This is a genomic window from Microbacterium sp. F1-18, assembly GCF_052921305.1.
Map to the genome: position 1 here is coordinate 245,369 of NZ_JBREVD010000004.1, position 15,874 is coordinate 261,242.

Annotated in this window: 18 protein-coding genes; 13 read left to right on the forward strand and 5 right to left on the reverse strand. The window is 69.0% G+C overall.

Annotated features, from left to right (window positions below; translation table 11 throughout):
- Nucleotides 1-7: 7 nt before the first annotated feature.
- From ACU6RU_RS13170 to ACU6RU_RS13195, 6 genes are all read left to right on the forward strand, one after another.
- On the forward strand, nucleotides 8-949 hold the full coding sequence (locus ACU6RU_RS13170; protein WP_120263956.1) for a carbohydrate ABC transporter permease: 942 nt from the start codon (nucleotides 8-10) through the stop codon (nucleotides 947-949).
- On the forward strand, nucleotides 946-1,869 hold the full coding sequence (locus tag ACU6RU_RS13175) for a carbohydrate ABC transporter permease (protein WP_120263957.1): 924 nt from the start codon (nucleotides 946-948) through the stop codon (nucleotides 1,867-1,869). Before ACU6RU_RS13170 ends, ACU6RU_RS13175 begins: the two co-directional genes overlap by 4 nt.
- Nucleotides 1,866-2,489, forward strand: a complete 624-nt coding sequence (locus tag ACU6RU_RS13180) for a hypothetical protein (RefSeq protein ID WP_446726761.1) — start codon at nucleotides 1,866-1,868, stop codon at nucleotides 2,487-2,489. The genes ACU6RU_RS13175 and ACU6RU_RS13180 overlap by 4 nt, the downstream gene beginning before the upstream one ends.
- A 27-nt stretch (nucleotides 2,490-2,516) precedes the next feature.
- Nucleotides 2,517-3,311 carry an SDR family NAD(P)-dependent oxidoreductase gene (locus tag ACU6RU_RS13185; RefSeq protein WP_446726762.1) on the forward strand — a complete coding sequence of 265 codons (795 nt, stop codon included), beginning with the start codon at nucleotides 2,517-2,519 and terminating at the stop codon, nucleotides 3,309-3,311.
- A complete protein-coding gene (locus ACU6RU_RS13190) occupies nucleotides 3,308-4,027 on the forward strand; it encodes an SDR family oxidoreductase (RefSeq protein WP_446726763.1) in 720 nt (239 codons plus the stop codon). The genes ACU6RU_RS13185 and ACU6RU_RS13190 overlap by 4 nt, the downstream gene beginning before the upstream one ends.
- Nucleotides 4,028-4,135: 108 nt before the next feature.
- Nucleotides 4,136-4,831, forward strand: coding sequence for a helix-turn-helix domain-containing protein (locus ACU6RU_RS13195; RefSeq protein WP_446726764.1), 696 nt, complete (start codon nucleotides 4,136-4,138; stop codon nucleotides 4,829-4,831).
- Nucleotides 4,832-4,837: 6 nt separating this feature from the next.
- Here ACU6RU_RS13195 and ACU6RU_RS13200 read toward each other — a convergent pair whose 3' ends face one another.
- From ACU6RU_RS13200 to ACU6RU_RS13210, 3 genes are all read right to left on the reverse strand, one after another.
- Nucleotides 4,838-5,236 carry a VOC family protein gene (locus ACU6RU_RS13200; protein WP_289330485.1) on the reverse strand — a complete coding sequence of 133 codons (399 nt, stop codon included), beginning with the start codon at nucleotides 5,234-5,236 and terminating at the stop codon, nucleotides 4,838-4,840.
- 243 nt (nucleotides 5,237-5,479) lie between these two features.
- Nucleotides 5,480-6,703, reverse strand: a complete 1,224-nt coding sequence (locus tag ACU6RU_RS13205; RefSeq protein ID WP_289330484.1) for a hypothetical protein — start codon at nucleotides 6,701-6,703, stop codon at nucleotides 5,480-5,482.
- Entirely contained in the window at nucleotides 6,700-7,686 is a 987-nt protein-coding gene (locus ACU6RU_RS13210; RefSeq protein WP_446726765.1) for a hypothetical protein, read from the reverse strand. Before ACU6RU_RS13210 ends, ACU6RU_RS13205 begins: the two co-directional genes overlap by 4 nt.
- Before the next feature lie 175 nt (nucleotides 7,687-7,861).
- Here ACU6RU_RS13210 and rpsF point away from each other — a divergent pair, with 175 nt between their 5' ends.
- Genes rpsF through rplI form a run of 4 tightly spaced genes read left to right on the forward strand, consistent with a single transcriptional unit; the run spans nucleotide 7,862 to nucleotide 9,532 of the window.
- Nucleotides 7,862-8,218 (forward strand): 30S ribosomal protein S6, encoded by a 357-nt coding sequence (gene rpsF, locus ACU6RU_RS13215; protein ID WP_036305492.1) that lies wholly within the window; start codon nucleotides 7,862-7,864, stop codon nucleotides 8,216-8,218.
- Between the two features lie 5 nt (nucleotides 8,219-8,223).
- Nucleotides 8,224-8,754 carry a single-stranded DNA-binding protein gene (locus tag ACU6RU_RS13220; protein WP_023953543.1) on the forward strand — a complete coding sequence of 177 codons (531 nt, stop codon included), beginning with the start codon at nucleotides 8,224-8,226 and terminating at the stop codon, nucleotides 8,752-8,754.
- Between the two features lie 59 nt (nucleotides 8,755-8,813).
- Complete coding sequence (gene rpsR, locus ACU6RU_RS13225; RefSeq protein WP_023953545.1) at nucleotides 8,814-9,068, forward strand: 30S ribosomal protein S18; 255 nt, start codon at nucleotides 8,814-8,816, stop codon at nucleotides 9,066-9,068.
- 11 nt (nucleotides 9,069-9,079) lie between these two features.
- The gene (gene rplI / locus ACU6RU_RS13230) at nucleotides 9,080-9,532 is read left to right on the forward strand and encodes a 50S ribosomal protein L9 (RefSeq protein WP_120263966.1); all 453 of its coding nucleotides are present in this window, start codon (nucleotides 9,080-9,082) and stop codon (nucleotides 9,530-9,532) included.
- Nucleotides 9,533-9,928: 396 nt separating this feature from the next.
- Here the strand turns inward: rplI and ACU6RU_RS13235 are convergent, their stop codons facing one another.
- Complete coding sequence (locus ACU6RU_RS13235) at nucleotides 9,929-11,503, reverse strand: chaplin family protein (protein WP_446726766.1); 1,575 nt, start codon at nucleotides 11,501-11,503, stop codon at nucleotides 9,929-9,931.
- Nucleotides 11,504-11,583: 80 nt separating this feature from the next.
- A complete protein-coding gene (locus tag ACU6RU_RS13240; protein WP_446726767.1) occupies nucleotides 11,584-12,702 on the reverse strand; it encodes a hypothetical protein in 1,119 nt (372 codons plus the stop codon).
- A gap of 463 nt (nucleotides 12,703-13,165) precedes the next feature.
- Between ACU6RU_RS13240 and dnaB the strand changes: the two genes are divergently transcribed.
- The 3 genes from dnaB to ACU6RU_RS13255 all read left to right on the forward strand — a co-directional run bounded on the left by dnaB (nucleotide 13,166) and on the right by ACU6RU_RS13255 (nucleotide 15,856).
- Nucleotides 13,166-14,536, forward strand: coding sequence for a replicative DNA helicase (dnaB, locus tag ACU6RU_RS13245; protein ID WP_036304736.1), 1,371 nt, complete (start codon nucleotides 13,166-13,168; stop codon nucleotides 14,534-14,536).
- A gap of 73 nt (nucleotides 14,537-14,609) precedes the next feature.
- Entirely contained in the window at nucleotides 14,610-14,957 is a 348-nt protein-coding gene (locus tag ACU6RU_RS13250) for a hypothetical protein (protein ID WP_120263969.1), read from the forward strand.
- On the forward strand, nucleotides 14,954-15,856 hold the full coding sequence (locus ACU6RU_RS13255) for an ATP-grasp fold amidoligase family protein (protein ID WP_289330480.1): 903 nt from the start codon (nucleotides 14,954-14,956) through the stop codon (nucleotides 15,854-15,856). The genes ACU6RU_RS13250 and ACU6RU_RS13255 overlap by 4 nt, the downstream gene beginning before the upstream one ends.
- The last annotated feature ends 18 nt before the right edge of the window (nucleotides 15,857-15,874 follow it).

A 15,874-nucleotide genomic window follows, 5' to 3' on the forward strand; every position in this document is an offset into this window, starting at 1 on the left:
ACAACCCATGACTGCTCCTGCAGCCGTCGTCCCGGTTCGTGCGGGCTCGACCGTGCGGGCCCGGCGTGAGACGCGCGCCGGCTATCTCTTCCTGAGCCCATGGCTCATCGGGTTCTTCGCCCTCACCGCCGGCCCGATGATCGCGTCGCTGGTGCTGTCGTTCACGGACTACAACCTGTTCAACGATCCCGAGTTCATCGGCATCGACAACTACACGCGTATGTTCACCGACCCCAACTTCCTGCAGGCGGTGAAAGTCACCGGCATCTATGTGCTGGTCGGCACACCGTTGAAGCTCGCTGCGGCGCTCGGGGTCGCGCTGCTGCTGAACGCACCGCGCCGTGGGCAGGGGTTCTACCGGTCGGCGTTCTACCTGCCCTCGCTGATCGGCGGGAGCGTCTCGATCGCGATCGTGTGGAAGGCGATGTTCATCGACGACGGCATCGTCGCCCAGATCGGCTCGTTCTTCGGGGGACCGCCGGCTTCGGAGGGCGGATGGGTCGGCGATCCGGCGCGCACGCTCCCGCTGCTCATCCTGCTGACGGTGTGGCAGTTCGGCGCCCCGATGGTCATCTTCCTCGCTGGTCTGAAGCAGGTACCCCCGGAGCTGTACGAGGCGGCATCCGTCGACGGCGCAGGCCCGGTGCGGCGCTTCCTGTCGATCACGATCCCGATGCTGTCGCCGGTGCTGTTCTTCAACCTGCTGCTCGAGACGATTCACGCCTTCCAGGTGTTCAACTCGGCCTACATCATCTCCAACGGCAGCGGTGGCCCGGCGGGATCGACGCTCTTCTACACGCTCTATCTCTACCTCCGGGGCTTCCGCGACTTCCAGATGGGATACGCCTCGGCGATGGCCTGGGTGCTCGTGATCGCCGTCGGGCTGGTCACGCTCATGCTGTTCCGCACATCCCGGGCGTGGGTTCACTATGCGGGGGACGAACGATGACCAACACGATCACCCAGACGGAGCTCATCACCACCGACCCGTCGTCGCGGCGTCGCGGTCGCGATCTCGCGGGAGGGCGGCGTTGGCGCACGCGGGGGAGCGCGGTGGTCTTCCACGTGCTCGCGATCGCCGTGCTCGTCGTCATCCTCTATCCGGCGGCCTGGATGGTGATGTCGTCGTTCAAACCTGGCAACGAGATCATCGGATCGGTGAGTCTCGTGCCGGAGACCTTCTCGCTCGAGAACTACGCCACAGCGTTGGCCGGGATCGGCGGGGTCTCGTTCTGGACGTTCGTCGTGAACTCGCTCGTGCTCGCCGTCGCTTCGGTCGTCGGAGTCGTGCTCTCCTGCTCGGTCACGGCGTACGCGTTCGCCCGCATTCGCTTCCGCGGCAGCAAGGTGTTCTTCCTGTGCATGATCGCGACGATGCTCCTGCCGTTCCACGTCGTGATCATTCCGCAGTACATCGTGTTCAACCAGCTCGACATGATCAACACCTACTGGCCGCTGCTGCTGGGCAAGTTCCTCGCGGCCGATGCCTTCTTCGTGTTCCTCATGATCCAGTTCATCCGCGGTCTTCCCCGCGACCTCGACGAGGCCGCCCGCATCGACGGTGCCGGTCACGCGCGAACGTTCACGGCCGTCATCCTGCCGCTCATGCGCCCCGCCCTCGTCACGAGCTCGATCTTCGCGTTCATCTGGTCGTGGAACGACTTCTTCGGTCCGCTGCTCTACTTGAAGGACCCGGGGATGTACACGATGCCGCTGGCCCTGCGCCTCTACGTCGACCAGACGTCGACGAGCGACTACGGCGCGCAGATGGCGATGGCGATCCTCGCGTTGGTGCCGGTGGTCCTCTTCTTCCTCGCTTTCCAGCGCTACCTGGTGGCGGGCGTCGCGACGGAGGGCATCAAGGGATGACCTCTGCGCACAAGAGAGTCGGATCGCCCGAGGATCGCGCGGTCTTCGGCGGCTCGGGCGTCGCCGGGTTCGGAGAGATGTTCGTGGTCGGCATCGGGGTCGCTCTCCTCTCGCTTCCCCTGGTGACACTCGCCCCGGCGTTCGGTGCGGGGGTGCGGCACTTCCGCGCTCACCTCGACGACGAGCCCGACTCGATCCGGCTCTTCGCCGTCCGAGGGCTCCAGGCGATGCGTTCGGGGTGGTGGTTCGGCACGGCCTGCGCCGTGGTCATCGCGCTCCTCGTCCTGAACGCGGTCGGTGCGGCGCTGGGCGCACTTCCCGGAGGGATGACGTTCGCGGTCGTCAGCGGCGGGCTGGCGGTGGTCGTGTTCGTCGCGATGCTGCGGACCGCGGCGCTCTGGACGCCGGGAGCACGATGGATCGAGCTGTGGCGCGAGGGACGTGCGGTCGTGATCGACGACCCGGTCGGAACGTCTCTCGTGCTGGTGGGCGTCGGTGTGAGCGCGACGGTCGTCTGGATGCTGCCGCCGCTCATCGTGATCGCGCCCGGGCTGATCGTCGTGTCACTCGTCGCTGCGGAGCGCCGTCGTGCTGCGACATCATCGAGGAGAGCCGCGTAGGCACGTCACCGATCGAAGGAGAGCACGATGCAGTGGGATCTCGACGGCAAGGTCGTCATCGTCACCGGCGCGGGCCGCGGCATCGGCCGAGCCATCGCCGAGACATTCATACATGAGCGTGCCGTCGTCGTCGCGACGGACGTGACCGAGGACGCGGTCGCCTGGGCGGACGAAGTGCGCCGCGCCGCAGGACTCGAGGGCGCCTCCTCGGCATGCGACGTGCGTTCGACCGCCTCGGTGCGGCAGGCCGTGGATGCCGTGCTGAGTCGGTTCGGCCGCATCGACGTCCTCGTGAACAACGCCGGCATCCTGGGCGACGGTCTCATCGAGGATGCCGACGCCGAGACCTGGAACCGCGTCTTCGACGTCAACGTCACAGGAACGTTCCGCACCTGCCAGGCGGTCATCCCCGCGATGAAGCGGCAGGGCGGAGGCCGCATCGTCAACGCGGCGTCGTTCGCCGCCGTCATCCCGAGCGTCGGCGGTGCGGCATATGCGGCATCCAAGGCCGCTGTCGTCCAGTTCACGAGGACCCTCGCGGGAGAACTGGGCCCGTGGGGGATCACCGCGAACGCGTATGCCCCGGGGATGATCCCGACCGACATGAACGGCTTCGCCGACAAGCCGCACGACGAGCAGAGCCGGCTGCTCGACACGCTCAGCCTCCGTCGCTGGGGCGACCCGCGCGAGGTGGCGGACGCCGTCTGCTTCCTCGCGAGCCATGCCTCGCGCTACGTCACGGGCACCCTGCTCGATGTGAGCGGCGGCAAGTTCGCGACCCAGTTCCCCCAGCGCGCCTACGAGATGGCGGCCCGGGCATGACCGCCGTCGAACGTCGCGTCGCGTGGATCACCGGCGCCGGCAGCGGGATGGGGCGCGCCTCCGCGCTCGCCCTGGCCCCCGATCGACGTCTCGCGCTCAGTGGCCGGCGTCCGGACGTGCTGGCGCAGACCGCGCGCGATGTGGCGGACGCGGGCGGAGAGGCCGTCGTGCTCCCGTTCGACACCACTGACGCGGGGGCGGCGACGGCGGCTCGCGACGAACTTCTCAGTCGGTGGGGACGCATCGACGAACTCGTTCTCGCCGCGGGACTGAACTCGCCACGGCGGACGTGGGCCACGCAGTCGGTCGGCGAGGTCGAACAGGTCATCGGCACGAACCTCCACGGCGTCATCCAGGTGATCGATGCAGCCCTACCCGCCCTGCGGTCTTCTGGTTCGGCCTGCGTCGTCGTGGTGTCGTCCATCGCGGCCTGGCGCTTCTCGCCCGTCGCAGGTGTCGCGTACAGCGCCAGCAAGCGCGCGCTCGCCGCTGTCTGCGAGACCCTGAACGCGCAGGAAGCCGCCGCCGGCATCCGGGTGTGCCACCTGTGCCCGGGCGACGTCGACACGGATTTCCTGAGCCTGCGGCCCGAGGTACCCGATGCCGAAGCGCGCCGGCGGATGCTGACTCCCGAGGACATCGGCCGAACGGTGCGCTTCGTCGTCGATGCGCCCCCGCACGTGCGCATCGACGAACTGGTGATCAGTCCGGTCTGAGGGCGCGAGGGCGCGCGGCTGAGCCGAGGTCCCCGTTCGGCCGGGTATCCAGGGCGGATTCCCGGCTCAAGTGGGACATCGACCGGCTCGAGGCGCGAGACTGGGCCCATGTACTCCGAGGTGCGGTTGTCGGGCGCGGCGACTCTCTGGCGCTCGGCCCACAGCGCCGGGCGTGCCGTCATCCCCGCGGACGGATGCGTCGACCTCATCCTCCGTGACGGGCGGGTCGACGTCGCCGGCCCGTCGACACGCTGGCTCGAGACCGCGCCCGACGGCACGGACGGGTCGACCGGTGTCCGGCTCGCGCCCGGTCACGCCGCCCACGTGCTGCGGATCGACCTCGCCACGATCGCCGATCAGCTCGTTCCGCTCGACGACCTCGCCGCGGCCGGTCACGCGCGCCGTCTGCGGGAGACGATGCTGCGAGCGGCGGATCGGTCGGGGCGAAAGGATGCCGTGTCGCGGATCGCTGCGCTCGGCGACGAGAGCCCACGCTGGATCCACGGCGCTCGCCGCTCGGCGTACGACGCCGTCTCGGCCCGGGATGCTGCCGCGTCGCTCCAGATATCGGAACGCACGTTCCGCCGGCGGATGCTGACGACGTTCGGCTACGGCTACGCCGCCCTGGTGCGTCTGGAGCGGGCTCGCCGCGCACAACGGGTGCTGCGGTCCGGCTCATCGATCGCGGATGCTGCCGCCGCGGCCGGATTCGCCGACCAGCCGCACCTCTCCCGCGAGTTCCAGCGCTTGGTCGGCCGAAGCCCCGCGCAGTTCGCGTCGCAGGTCGCAGTTCGCGTCGAGTGAGGCCCGTCAGCTCGCGTCGAGTGAGGCGTAGAGGTCGACCGAGTTGCCGTCGGGATCGAGCAGCGTCGCGTAGCGCTGGCCCCAGACGGCATCCCACGGCGCCACGTGCCCGGTGAACCCGGACGCGACCATCGCCGCGAACGCCGCGTCGACCTCGGCCGGCGTGCCCTTGTCGAAGGCGAGCGCGATGCGGTGACCGCCCGACGCGGGAGTGTAGGCCGTATCGAACGAGCGGATGGTGTCGATGGTGTCCCATGCCAGGGACGTTCCGTCGTCGAGCGTGGCGTCGACGTGGGGCCGATCGTCCTGGCCCGCATCGATAGGCACGCCCAGGGCTCGGTAGAAGGCGAGTGACGCCGCCATGTCGCTCGTGACGATGCCGATGAATCCGAGTGTGAGTGTCATGGCCTCACCGTAGGGCGGGCCCGTCCGCCTCGTCATGAACGGAACGGCCACCGCCGCGCGCCTCGCGGCCCTGTGGCGGCCCTCGTGCGTGCCGTACGCAGGCTGGATGAGAGTCGCGAGGCGATCGGACGGCGGATAGGGCCGTTCAGCCTGTTGGCGGCACGGGCAATCGCGAACCCCCGCACCGGGATCAGCCCGCCCGAGCGTCGTGACAGCCGCGCAGGCCCGACCGGCGCCGGCAGGTCAGCGCATGGCGGCGAAGAGTCCGCCGATGAACGCGATGACGGGTCCGATCGCTCCGACTGTGACGATCACCAGCACGACGACCACCGCCATCCACGGAACGCTCTTCTTCAGGCGCTGGCCCGGTGCGGCGACACCGGGCGGCGGGCGCAGCAGTCCCGGCGGCGGGGTGACCGGCAGCGCGGGTACGGTTCCGACCGCCTGGCCCGTGCCCGGCTCCGCTGGACCGGGCGTCACCGGGCCGGGGGAGCCGGGTACCGCGGGTACGCCCGCGCCGGACGCCGCCGTCCCGAGCCGGTCGTCGCGCCAGCGCTCCCACTGTGCGAACTTGTCGATCATCGCCGCGACGGCACCGAACAGCCACGACCACGTCGCCGGGTCGAGGGTCGAGAAGTCGCGCTTGCCGTAGAAGAAGAGCCAGTCATCGACGATCTCGACATCCAGCGCGGCGGCGTTGTCGACGAACCGCGCCATGATGTCGGGCGTGAAGAGGTACAGCGCGTCGCGCTCGTAGCCGCGCGGGCAGTAGAGACGGAAGTAGCGGTCGAAGTCGCCCTCGAGGCTCAGGTGCTGATCGCGGTCGAACGTGACGGGCAGGTTCGAGCCGAACAGTCCGTTGTTGCCGAGCGCGTCGAGCACGATGTGGGGTAGGGGAGTCGACAGGTGCACGGCGACGTATCCCCAGGTGTGCGTCTGCTGGTTCTTGCCCGAGCCGGTCGTGTAGCGGTAGTTCGCGAACTCGACGAAACGCGGCTGGTCGCCGCGGACGAGGTTGGATGCCATCCGCCCCGACCCCTGCGAGAAGATCATGCCCGGCAGCGGGGGCTGGGGTCGCTGGGGCTCGAAGCTCATGCCGTTGGCGCGCGCGAAGCGGTCGAGTCGGTACCAGACCGCGGCTTGCGCAGCGCGCTGCCGACGGATGAAGAACGGGATGAGCGCCGCGAGCGCGATGAGGATGACGAGGGGGATGACGCTCGTCAACGACAACACCGCACCCGAGCCCGACTGCGTCCCGATCGCGAACACCAGACCGCCGATGATGGCGGAGAGGACACCGCCGAACACGAGCACGACGAAGGCGATGACGACGACCGCGATGATCACGCCGGCGGTGCCCGAACCGCCGGGAAGCCGGCCGCTGCCGGCCAGGTGCTTGCGAAAGGCGCGCGCGGTAGCCGGGGAGACCGGCTCGAGCAGGGGCCGCGGGTCGAACGGCACGGTCATCGATTCACCTCGTCTGCGCCCCAGTACAGGGATGCGTCGGCCGGAAGGGGCAGGGCTTCGAGCTGGGGTGAGCGGCAGATCGCGTTCACGAGCTCCCGCGAGCCGCCGACGATCGTCGAATCGAAGTCGACTTCCGAGACCATCGCCCAGGAGCGGTCCGCGGGCCAGAGCAGACTCGGGCTCTGCGCCATCGGTGCTGCACCCGCCGCCTCGGCGGCGGCGTCCCGCCAGGGCATCCGCAGCTCCCAGTCGTCGTCGGCGAACTCCCCGACAGCGCCGCGGAACAGGACGAACGAGCGCTCCGTCAGCCTCAGCCGCGGCCCCTCGGAAATCTCCCGCGACAGGATGCCCTCTTGCCAGGTGGGCTTGCGGAAGACGTTGTTGAAGCGGTCCGAGAACGACGAGCCGAGCATGCGGTTGTGGCGGGCCAGGGTGGCATCGTCCGGGTCGCCCATCTGGAAGAACGCGCGCGAGGGATGCCGGCCCAGGTGGCCGAGCAGGCCGCCGCGGCCCTCCCAGAGGCCTGCGGCCACGTCATCCGGTGTCGACGTGTGCCTGATCAGCTCGCGGGCGAGAACCGCCAGGTGGTGCGGGTCGAGATCACCCATCCCGGGTGCTGCGAACCAGCGGCCGTCCGGCGCGCTGCGCTGGTTCGAGCCGAACTCGGGCGAGCACACGATCGAATCCCACTGCGCCAGCGGATGCAGCGTCGTCTCGAACGCGGCGGCGGTCTCGGCCCACGTGGTGGGACCGGTGACGAGGTCTGCGGTGACCCGCTGCGACTCCTGCCACGGCATCTCGACCCACTCGTCGAACGGGGGAAGCGGGTCGCCGTTCGTGCGGCACTGAACGGATGGCGGATGCAGGACGCGCGCGTACGCCTCGAAGCCCCGGGGCACGACGTCGTGGAACGTCCCCCGCCACGGATCGTCGATGCGTTCGCGCAGCCACTCGCCGGTCGAGACGTCCGCGGTCCATTCCATGCACCCACGCTATCGGGCACCGGTCCGCGGGATCACGCGCGATCAGGTAGGCTGTTGTGGTTGTCCGACTTCGGTCGGGCACGTGCTACACACCCTCCTGCTTCCGGGAAACGCCCGGGAGCCGTTCTAGTCCGAAGGAGGTGGGTCAGTGACGCACACGTACCAGTACGAGCTCATGGTGATTCTCCAGCCCGAGATCGATGAGCGTCAGGTTGCTCCCAACCTTGACAAGTTCCTCAAGGTCATCACGAATGACGGCGGAACCATCGAGAACATCGACATCTGGGGCCGTCGCCGCCTGGCGTACGAGATCCAGAAGAAGAACGAGGGCATCTACGCCGTCGTCAACTTCACCGCGACGAGCGAGACCACGCAGGAGCTCGACCGCCAGCTGAAGCTGAGCGAGTCGATCATGCGCACCAAGGTCCTGCGCGCCGAGGAGGCCATCGCACAGGTCGCCGCCGAGAAGGCGCGCTCCGAGGCGAAGGCTGCTCGCAAGGCTGCCGCCCCCGCTAAGGCTGCGAAGGCTTAAGGCTCATGGCCGGCGAGACCGTCATCACCGTCGTGGGCAACCTCACGGCAGACCCCGAGCTGCGTTACACGCAGAACGGCCTGCCGGTGGCGAACTTCACGATCGCCTCGACTCCTCGCACCTTCGACCGTCAGGCGAACGAGTGGAAGGACGGCGAAGCGCTGTTCCTCCGCGCGTCCGTGTGGCGCGACTTCGCCGAGCACGTGGCGGGTTCGCTGACCAAGGGCATGCGGGTCGTCGCGACCGGCCGCCTGCGTCAGCGCTCCTACCAGGACCGTGAGGGCCAGAACCGCACCGCGATCGAGCTGGAGGTCGACGAGATCGGCCCCTCGCTGCGCTACGCGACCGCACAGGTCACGCGCGCGGCATCCGGCTCCGGTGGTGGCGGCGGCGGAAGCTTCGGCGGCGGTCAGCAGTCGCGCCCGCAGCAGCAGGTGCAGGAGGAGCCGTGGGCGACCCCGGGTTCTTCGGCTCCCGACGCGTGGAGCGCACCGGGTACCAGCGGCGCCTCCTACGGCGACGACACCCCGTTCTGAATCGGATTCCGGATGCTGCGTGCAGCGGCATCCGATCATCACTCTCGTAAGGAAAAACAATGGCTGGAAAGGCAACCGGCGACCGCCGCAAGCCGCGGAAGGGCGCGAAGAACGCGGCCCCCGCGAAGGCGATCCGCGTCGGCGTCATCGACTACAAGGACGTTTCGACGCTCCGCAAGTTCATCTCGGAGCGTGGGAAGATCCGCGCCCGTCGTATCACCGGTGTCTCGGTGCAGGAGCAGCGTCTGATCGCCAAGGCGATCAAGAACGCGCGCGAAATGGCGCTCCTGCCTTACGCCGGCGCTGGCCGGTAAGGAGCACCGACATGGCAAAGCTGATTCTCACGAACGAGGTCGCCGGGCTCGGAAGCGCCGGTGACGTCATCGAGGTCAAGAACGGGTACGCCCGTAACTACCTCGTCCCCCAGGGCTACGCCGTGGCCTGGACCCGCGGTGGCGAGAAGCAGGTGGCGTCCATCCGCGCCGCCCGCGAAGCCCGCGCGATCCACGACCACGAAGAGGCCGTGGCCCTCAAGAACAACCTCGAGTCGAACAAGGTCAAGCTGGCGGTCAAGGCCGGCGCTGAAGGCCGTCTGTTCGGTGCGGTCAAGCCCGCCGACGTGGCAGACGCCGTCAAGGCTGCTGGTCTGGGCGACCTCGACAAGCGCAAGATCCACATCACCTCGCCGATCAAGGCCGTGGGCGAGCACGAGGCGACCATTCGCCTGCGTGACGACCTCACCGCTGTGATCACCCTGCAGGTGGTCGCCGCCAAGTAATACCTGGCGCACCCGTACGGATGCCGCGGACCTTCGGGTTCGCGGCATCCGTCGTTTCCGGGTGGGTGTCGCCGCGCGTGCGCGGGTGCAAGGTTTCAGACGCGACACCCCGCCAACGGATGGCGTGAGCCGGGGTGTCGGTGTCGATCCGTTGCATCCCGGCCCGCTGCACCACCGGGAGCCGGACGACCCGAACGGCCCGGACGACCCGGCGCGCGCGGATGCAATGGTTCTGGTCCGACACCCCGGTGAGGGATGCCGTGGCCCCGCGTGTCGGTGACGATCCCTTGCATCGCGGCGCGGCGCCGTGAGCGCGGCATCCGCCCGAGGGCAGGCCGGAGCGGATGCCGCAGGCTGTGGGCCCGCGGCATCCGCTGTGTCCGAACTGGCGGTGTGTCAGACGGTGGAGCGACGGCGTAGCGCGACGAGGACGAGCCCCATCAGCGTGAGCGCCAGGGCGCCGAGGCCGAGTGCCACCGGGGTCTCACCACCGGTCTTGGCGAGCGCCAGCGGCCGAGCCGACGCCGCCGAGGCCGACGTGCCGACCACGGTGGTGCCGTTCATGCTCGACGTCGTCGAGACCGCCGGGGTTCCGTCGGTGCCATCCGTGCCGGGCGTCGTGCCCGGGTCGGTGCCGGGGACGGTGCCCGGGTCGGTGCCGGGGACGGTGCCCGGGTCGGTGCCGGGGACGGTGCCCGGGTCGGTGCCGGGGTCCGTTCCCGGGTCAGTTCCGGGGTCGGTGCCCGGGCCGGCCGGGGTGACGACCTCGGTCGTCGAGTCGCCGATCACCGAGATCGCGGTTCCGGTCAGTGAGATCGGCGCCGTGATCGGAAGCACCAGCTGGGTGCCGCCGAGGATGCCGTCCGAGCCGCTGGTCGATGCGCCCGGCGTGGAACCCGCACCGCCGTTGCCGCTGGTGGTGGTGTCGGTGGTGGCGTCGCCGATGACGGAGACGGCGGTGCCGGTCAGGTCGATCGGTGCGGTGATGGGGGCGAGTACCTGGGTGCCGCCGAGGATCCCGTCGGTGCCGTCGGTGGTCGCCGCGGGCGTGGTGCCCGTGGTGCCGCCGGTCGCGCCACTGGTGGTGGTGTCGGTGGTGGCGTCGCCGATGACGGAGACGGCGGTGCCGCTGAGGTCGATCGGAGCGGTGATGGGAGCGAGTACCTGGGTGCCGCCGAGGATCCCGTCGGTGCCGTTGGTGGTTGCCTCGGGCGTGGTGCCCGTGGTGCCGCCGTTGCCGCCGGTCGCACCACCGGTGGTGGTGTCGGTGGTGGCATCGCCGATGACCGAGACGGCGGTGCCGCTGAGGTCGATCGGTGCGGTGATGGGGGCGAGTACCTGGGTGCCGCCGAGGATCCCGTCGGTGCCGTTGGTGGTCGCCTCGGGCGTGGTGCCGCCGTTGCCGCCGGTCGTGCCGCTGGTGGTGGTGTCGGTGGTGGCGTCGCCGATGACCGAGACGGCGGTGCCGCTGAGGTCGATCGGCGCGTTCACCGGGGCGACGACCTGGGTGCCGGACGCGACGCCGTCCGCCCCGTCCGTTTCGGCAGTCGGTGCCGGGGCGGGCTGCGCGGGTGCGGGAGCCGGTTCGGTCGACCCGCTGCCGCTGTCCGCCGATGACGTGCTGTCGCCGATGACGGAGACAGAGGTGCCCTCGACCGTCACCGGCACCGAGACGCTGATGAGCGCCTGCGACCCCGAGCCGACGCCATCCGCGCCGCTCGTCGAGCCGCTGGGGGCCGGTGCCGACTGCGGTGCGCTCGCCCCCGAGGCCGAGCTGTCAGCGTCACCGAGGACGGCGAGGGAGGTGCCGCTGACCGTGATCGGCACGTCGACGGAGATGAGGCCCTGGGTGCCCGAGAGCAGCCCGTCCTCTCCCGAGGTGTCGGCCGCGTGGGCGACCGATGCGCCGAGGATCGTGATCCCCCCGGCGAGGAGCGTGCCCCAGACGGCACGCGAGACGATGGTGTTCATGATTGTTCTCTCCTTGAGACTGACGAATGAATGGCGCGAAGCGCCGGGGGTCGTGCCGCGTTGATGCGGCCGACCGCTCGTCAGTCAGGAGAGACGTCAGTGGGGTAGACGGGCGAGATCGGGCCCGTCGAGTCCGTGAGGCGTCCGCGAAGGCGGGGCAGCAGAACGGCCGTCGCTCCGAACGCGAAGAGGGCTGCGGTGACACCGCCTGCGGCACCCGCCGCGCCGGCGGAAGCCGAGCCGGGAACGTTGACGGGAAGTCCGCCGGACATCGGGATGTCGAGCGCGAGTACCTGCTCGCCGACGGACGTCGCGGCGCCAATGGCGGCCCCGACGGCCTCGGATGCGGGCGCGAGCGCGTGCGCCGACGCCACGAGCGTCGCGAGAATGCCCGACCGATCGCCCCCTGAGGTCGGCGTCGCCGCAGCCTCGAGGATGCCGTCCGCAGCCGTGGCGACCGCGTTCATGGGCGAACCGGTCGCGACTCCGGGCTCGAGGTCGTTGCCGGGAATCAGCGGAATCATCGGCTGGTGACCGCCGGGCAGGACGGCATCCGTGATCGGGATGATGGCGGGCGACAGTGCGTCGGTGACCGGCATCAGGGCGTCGGTCACGGGAGTGAGTGCCGACGTGACGGGCGCCAGAGCACCTTCGACCATGCCGAGCACAGGAGCCAGTGGGGCGCCGACGGTCTCGGTCAGCGGCGACAGCGAGGCGACCACGGGAGCCACGGCGGGCGCGACCGCCTCGGTGACGGGCGCAGCGACATCCGACACCTTCTCCACGACGGGGGCGACCGTGCTCGCGACCGGCTCGATGACGTCGGCGACCGGTTGAACTGCCGGGGCGACGACGTTCTGCACGACGGGCTCGACCACATCGCGAACGACGGGTTCGACGACCGGGGCGACGACGGGCGGCGCCGACGAGACGACGGGTGTGACGGCCTGCACGACGGGTTCCGCGACGCGCGCGACGGGCTGGACGACCGTGTCGAGCACGGGCGCGACGATGTCGTCCACCGCCCGATCGACGGGATCGGTGACGGCTGAGACGATGCCCTGGAGTGGGCTGCTCTCGTCATCGGCGGCGTAGGTCGTGGGCGCGAACGCGAGAGAGAGCGCCGTCCAAGCGAAGGCGAGGCCGAGGCCGGTGCCGAGAATCGGCACCCAGCGCGGAGCGCGGCGGTGCTGTTCCATGACGAGCGATCACCTCCCCCGAGAGCGTCGTCATCGTTGGCACGGGACAACCCGTGCCTTCGGGTACTGCTTGGCGTAGAAACATACTCCTGTCGATCCGTCGTGTCTAGGTTTCCCCTGAGTTCATCATGAGCTTTCGCTGAGGCGGACTCGCCGGAGCGCTCGGGCCGACTTGACAAGGCGGTCGTTTTACACAAGTGAGTCCCCAGATGAACAACCTTCAAGTGAGACTTCAACTACGATCGCCATCCACAGGCTGGGGAAACTAAAAACCCCGATCACGAGGCTATTAATTGCGAAGTTTCCACGTATCCCCGGGCGTTTTCCACAGGACTTCTGCACAACCGTCGCGGCGTTTCCCGCATTCTCTCCACAGAGTTATCCACAGGCCGGTTTGCGGGTGTCGGACGCCCTCCATACCGTGTACTCCGGCTCGGTCACAGGCCAGGATGCGGGGGTGCGGATGTCGATCGCGGACATCTCTGACGACAGGCTCGGCGGACGGCGCGAACCCGATCGCACTCCGCCGCACGACATGCTCGCCGAGCAGAGCACGCTCGGCGGCATGCTGCTGTCGAAGGATGCCGTCGCCGACGTCATCGAGACCCTGCGAGGCACCGACTTCTACGTGCCGAAGCACGAGCTCATCTACGAGGCGCTGCTCTCGCTGTACTCCCACGGCGAGCCGACCGACGTCGTCGCCGTCACCGACGAGCTCATCAAGAACGGCGAACTGCAGCGGGCCGGCGGCGCCGACTACCTCCACACCCTCACCTCGATCGTTCCCACCGCGGCGAACGCCGGCTACTACGCGACGATCGTCAACGAGCGCGCGCTGCTGCGCCGCCTCGTCGAGGCTGGAACTCGCATCGTCCAGATGGGCTACAACGGTCAGGGCGACGCGGTCGACCTCGTCAACAATGCGCAGGCCGAGATCTACTCGGTGACCGGTGCCGAGAAGGCCGAAGACTACGTCCCGCTCGAAGTGGCCGTCACCGCGGCCATCGACGACATCGAGGCCGCGCGTGGCCGTGACGGTCAGATGACCGGCATCCCGACCGGCTTCTCGGGTCTCGACCAGCTGACCAACGGCCTGCATCCCGGTCAGATGATCGTCGTGGCGGCACGACCCGCCATGGGTAAGTCGACGCTCGCGCTCGACTTCGCCCGTGCGGCGGCGATCAAGAACAACTCGCCGACGATCTTCTTCTCGCTCGAGATGGGTCGCAGTGAGATCGCGATGCGCCTCATGAGCGCCGAGGGTGCCGTGCCGCTGCAGTCGATGCGTAAGGGAACGCTCGACTCGCGCGACTGGACCACGGTCGCTGCCACCCGCGGCCGCATCAACGATGCCCCCCTCTACATCGACGACAGCCCCAACATGACGCTCGTCGAGATCCGGGCGAAGTGCCGCCGGCTCAAGCAGCGCGTGGGGCTCAAGATGGTCGTGATCGACTATCTGCAGCTGATGACGAGCGGTAAGCGCGTCGAGTCGCGTCAGCAGGAGGTCTCGGAGTTCTCGCGCGCGCTGAAGCTGCTCGCGAAGGAGCTGCAGGTTCCCGTCATCGCACTGTCGCAGCTGAACCGTGGTGCCGAGCAGCGTGCCGATAAGAAACCCGCGATCAGCGACCTGCGTGAGTCGGGCTCGATCGAGCAGGACGCCGACATCGTCATCCTGCTGCACCGTGAAGCCGCGTACGAGAAGGACAGCCCTCGCGCCGGTGAGGCCGACCTGATCGTCGCGAAGCACCGTAACGGTCCGACCGACACGGTGACTGTGGCGTTCCAGGGCCACTTCTCGCGCTTCACGGACATGGCGGTCGGGATGGACTGAACGGTCAGCCGACGACCGTTATAGTCCAATGCGCGGAATCGCGCGCATCCCGCCGCGGCCCGTTGGGAGTCTGATGCCGTTCCGCAGTAAAGAGACGCTCGAGCGTTGGCTCGACGAGTTCCACGATCAGCGCGGAGCCGGTGAACTGATCCGTGTCCTCGTTCAGGACGGTTCCGAGGGATCCGATACCGGGCTCGTCGTCGTGCCGCTCGCGAACTCGTCCGTGTCGGTGTTCATGGAACCCATCGAGATCGGTGACGCGCGCTGGCGGATCACCATCGAGCCGCAACCCGACTTCACGATCCTGAGCAGCTTCCAGATGCACGCGCTGGCCGCCGAGTTCACTGTCGCAGCCGAGCTCTGTTCGTTCCTCGAGGCGAAATCGCTCGGTCACGAGGAAGACGACCTCGACGAGTCGTGACCGTCCGAACGCCTCACGTCCGCTGGCGCGAGCGCAGTCGGCTGGTACGGATGCTGCGCCTGTGGCGCACCCGCAACCCGACGACGTTCCGCGAGAAGGTGCGCTACAAGATGCTGCGCGACCGCCGTAGCCTCATCGTCACTTTCGCCGACAAGGCTGCCGTCCGTGATCATGTCGCTTCGCTCGTCGGCGAGCAGTACCTGCCCCGGGTGTACGCGATCGTCGACGACCCGCAGCGACTGCTGAACCTCGATTGGCCCGAGTCGTACGTCGTGAAGCCGACGCACGGCAGCGGTGCCGCACTCGTCGTCTCGCCGACCGCGCCGGCCGACGCCCGCCTCCCCGAGGCGCGCTGGGGGTGGGTCTACCGGCACGTGCGGCCGGAACAGGCGAACCCGCACGAGATCGCTGCGATCGCCGCGGGCTGGCTCGAGAAGCTCTACGGCCAGGGGCCGAACCGCGAGTGGGTCTACGGGCAGGTGCCGCGCCGCGTCATCGTCGAAGAGTTCTTGGTCGGTGGCGATGGCGGCGTCCCGGACGACTACAAGCTCTTCGTCTTCCACGGACGATGCCACTTCATCCAGGTCGACGGCGGACGCTTCGGCGCGCGCACGCAGGACTTCTTCCGACCCGATTGGACCCGCATCCCGATGAGCGGCGGCCCGCCCTGGGCTGATCCCGAGCGCTCGCGACCCGCGCATCTCGACGAGATGATCGACATCGCCGAGCGCCTCGGCGAGGGCACGGACTTCGTGCGCGTCGATCTGTACGACGTCGCCGGTCGCGTCGTGTTCGGCGAACTCACGAGCTTCCCGGCCGGCGGCGACAGCCCGTTCGAGCCGGAGTCGTACAACGCCGAGTTCGGACGACCCTGGACCGTGCCGCGGCGCTACCGCTGAGCGGTGCCCGCGACGCCG

Coding starts and splice junctions, on each gene's coding strand:
- ACU6RU_RS13170 (WP_120263956.1), top strand. CDS start 8: ATGACTGCTCCTGCAGCCGTCGTCCCGGTTCGTGCGGGCTCGACCGTG.
- ACU6RU_RS13175 (WP_120263957.1), top strand. CDS start 946: ATGACCAACACGATCACCCAGACGGAGCTCATCACCACCGACCCGTCG.
- ACU6RU_RS13180 (WP_446726761.1), top strand. CDS start 1,866: ATGACCTCTGCGCACAAGAGAGTCGGATCGCCCGAGGATCGCGCGGTC.
- ACU6RU_RS13185 (WP_446726762.1), top strand. CDS start 2,517: ATGCAGTGGGATCTCGACGGCAAGGTCGTCATCGTCACCGGCGCGGGC.
- ACU6RU_RS13190 (WP_446726763.1), top strand. CDS start 3,308: ATGACCGCCGTCGAACGTCGCGTCGCGTGGATCACCGGCGCCGGCAGC.
- ACU6RU_RS13195 (WP_446726764.1), top strand. CDS start 4,136: ATGTACTCCGAGGTGCGGTTGTCGGGCGCGGCGACTCTCTGGCGCTCG.
- ACU6RU_RS13200 (WP_289330485.1), bottom strand. CDS start 5,236: ATGACACTCACACTCGGATTCATCGGCATCGTCACGAGCGACATGGCG.
- ACU6RU_RS13205 (WP_289330484.1), bottom strand. CDS start 6,703: ATGACCGTGCCGTTCGACCCGCGGCCCCTGCTCGAGCCGGTCTCCCCG.
- ACU6RU_RS13210 (WP_446726765.1), bottom strand. CDS start 7,686: ATGGAATGGACCGCGGACGTCTCGACCGGCGAGTGGCTGCGCGAACGC.
- rpsF (WP_036305492.1), top strand. CDS start 7,862: ATGGTGATTCTCCAGCCCGAGATCGATGAGCGTCAGGTTGCTCCCAAC.
- ACU6RU_RS13220 (WP_023953543.1), top strand. CDS start 8,224: ATGGCCGGCGAGACCGTCATCACCGTCGTGGGCAACCTCACGGCAGAC.
- rpsR (WP_023953545.1), top strand. CDS start 8,814: ATGGCTGGAAAGGCAACCGGCGACCGCCGCAAGCCGCGGAAGGGCGCG.
- rplI (WP_120263966.1), top strand. CDS start 9,080: ATGGCAAAGCTGATTCTCACGAACGAGGTCGCCGGGCTCGGAAGCGCC.
- ACU6RU_RS13235 (WP_446726766.1), bottom strand. CDS start 11,503: ATGAACACCATCGTCTCGCGTGCCGTCTGGGGCACGCTCCTCGCCGGG.
- ACU6RU_RS13240 (WP_446726767.1), bottom strand. CDS start 12,702: ATGGAACAGCACCGCCGCGCTCCGCGCTGGGTGCCGATTCTCGGCACC.
- dnaB (WP_036304736.1), top strand. CDS start 13,166: ATGTCGATCGCGGACATCTCTGACGACAGGCTCGGCGGACGGCGCGAA.
- ACU6RU_RS13250 (WP_120263969.1), top strand. CDS start 14,610: ATGCCGTTCCGCAGTAAAGAGACGCTCGAGCGTTGGCTCGACGAGTTC.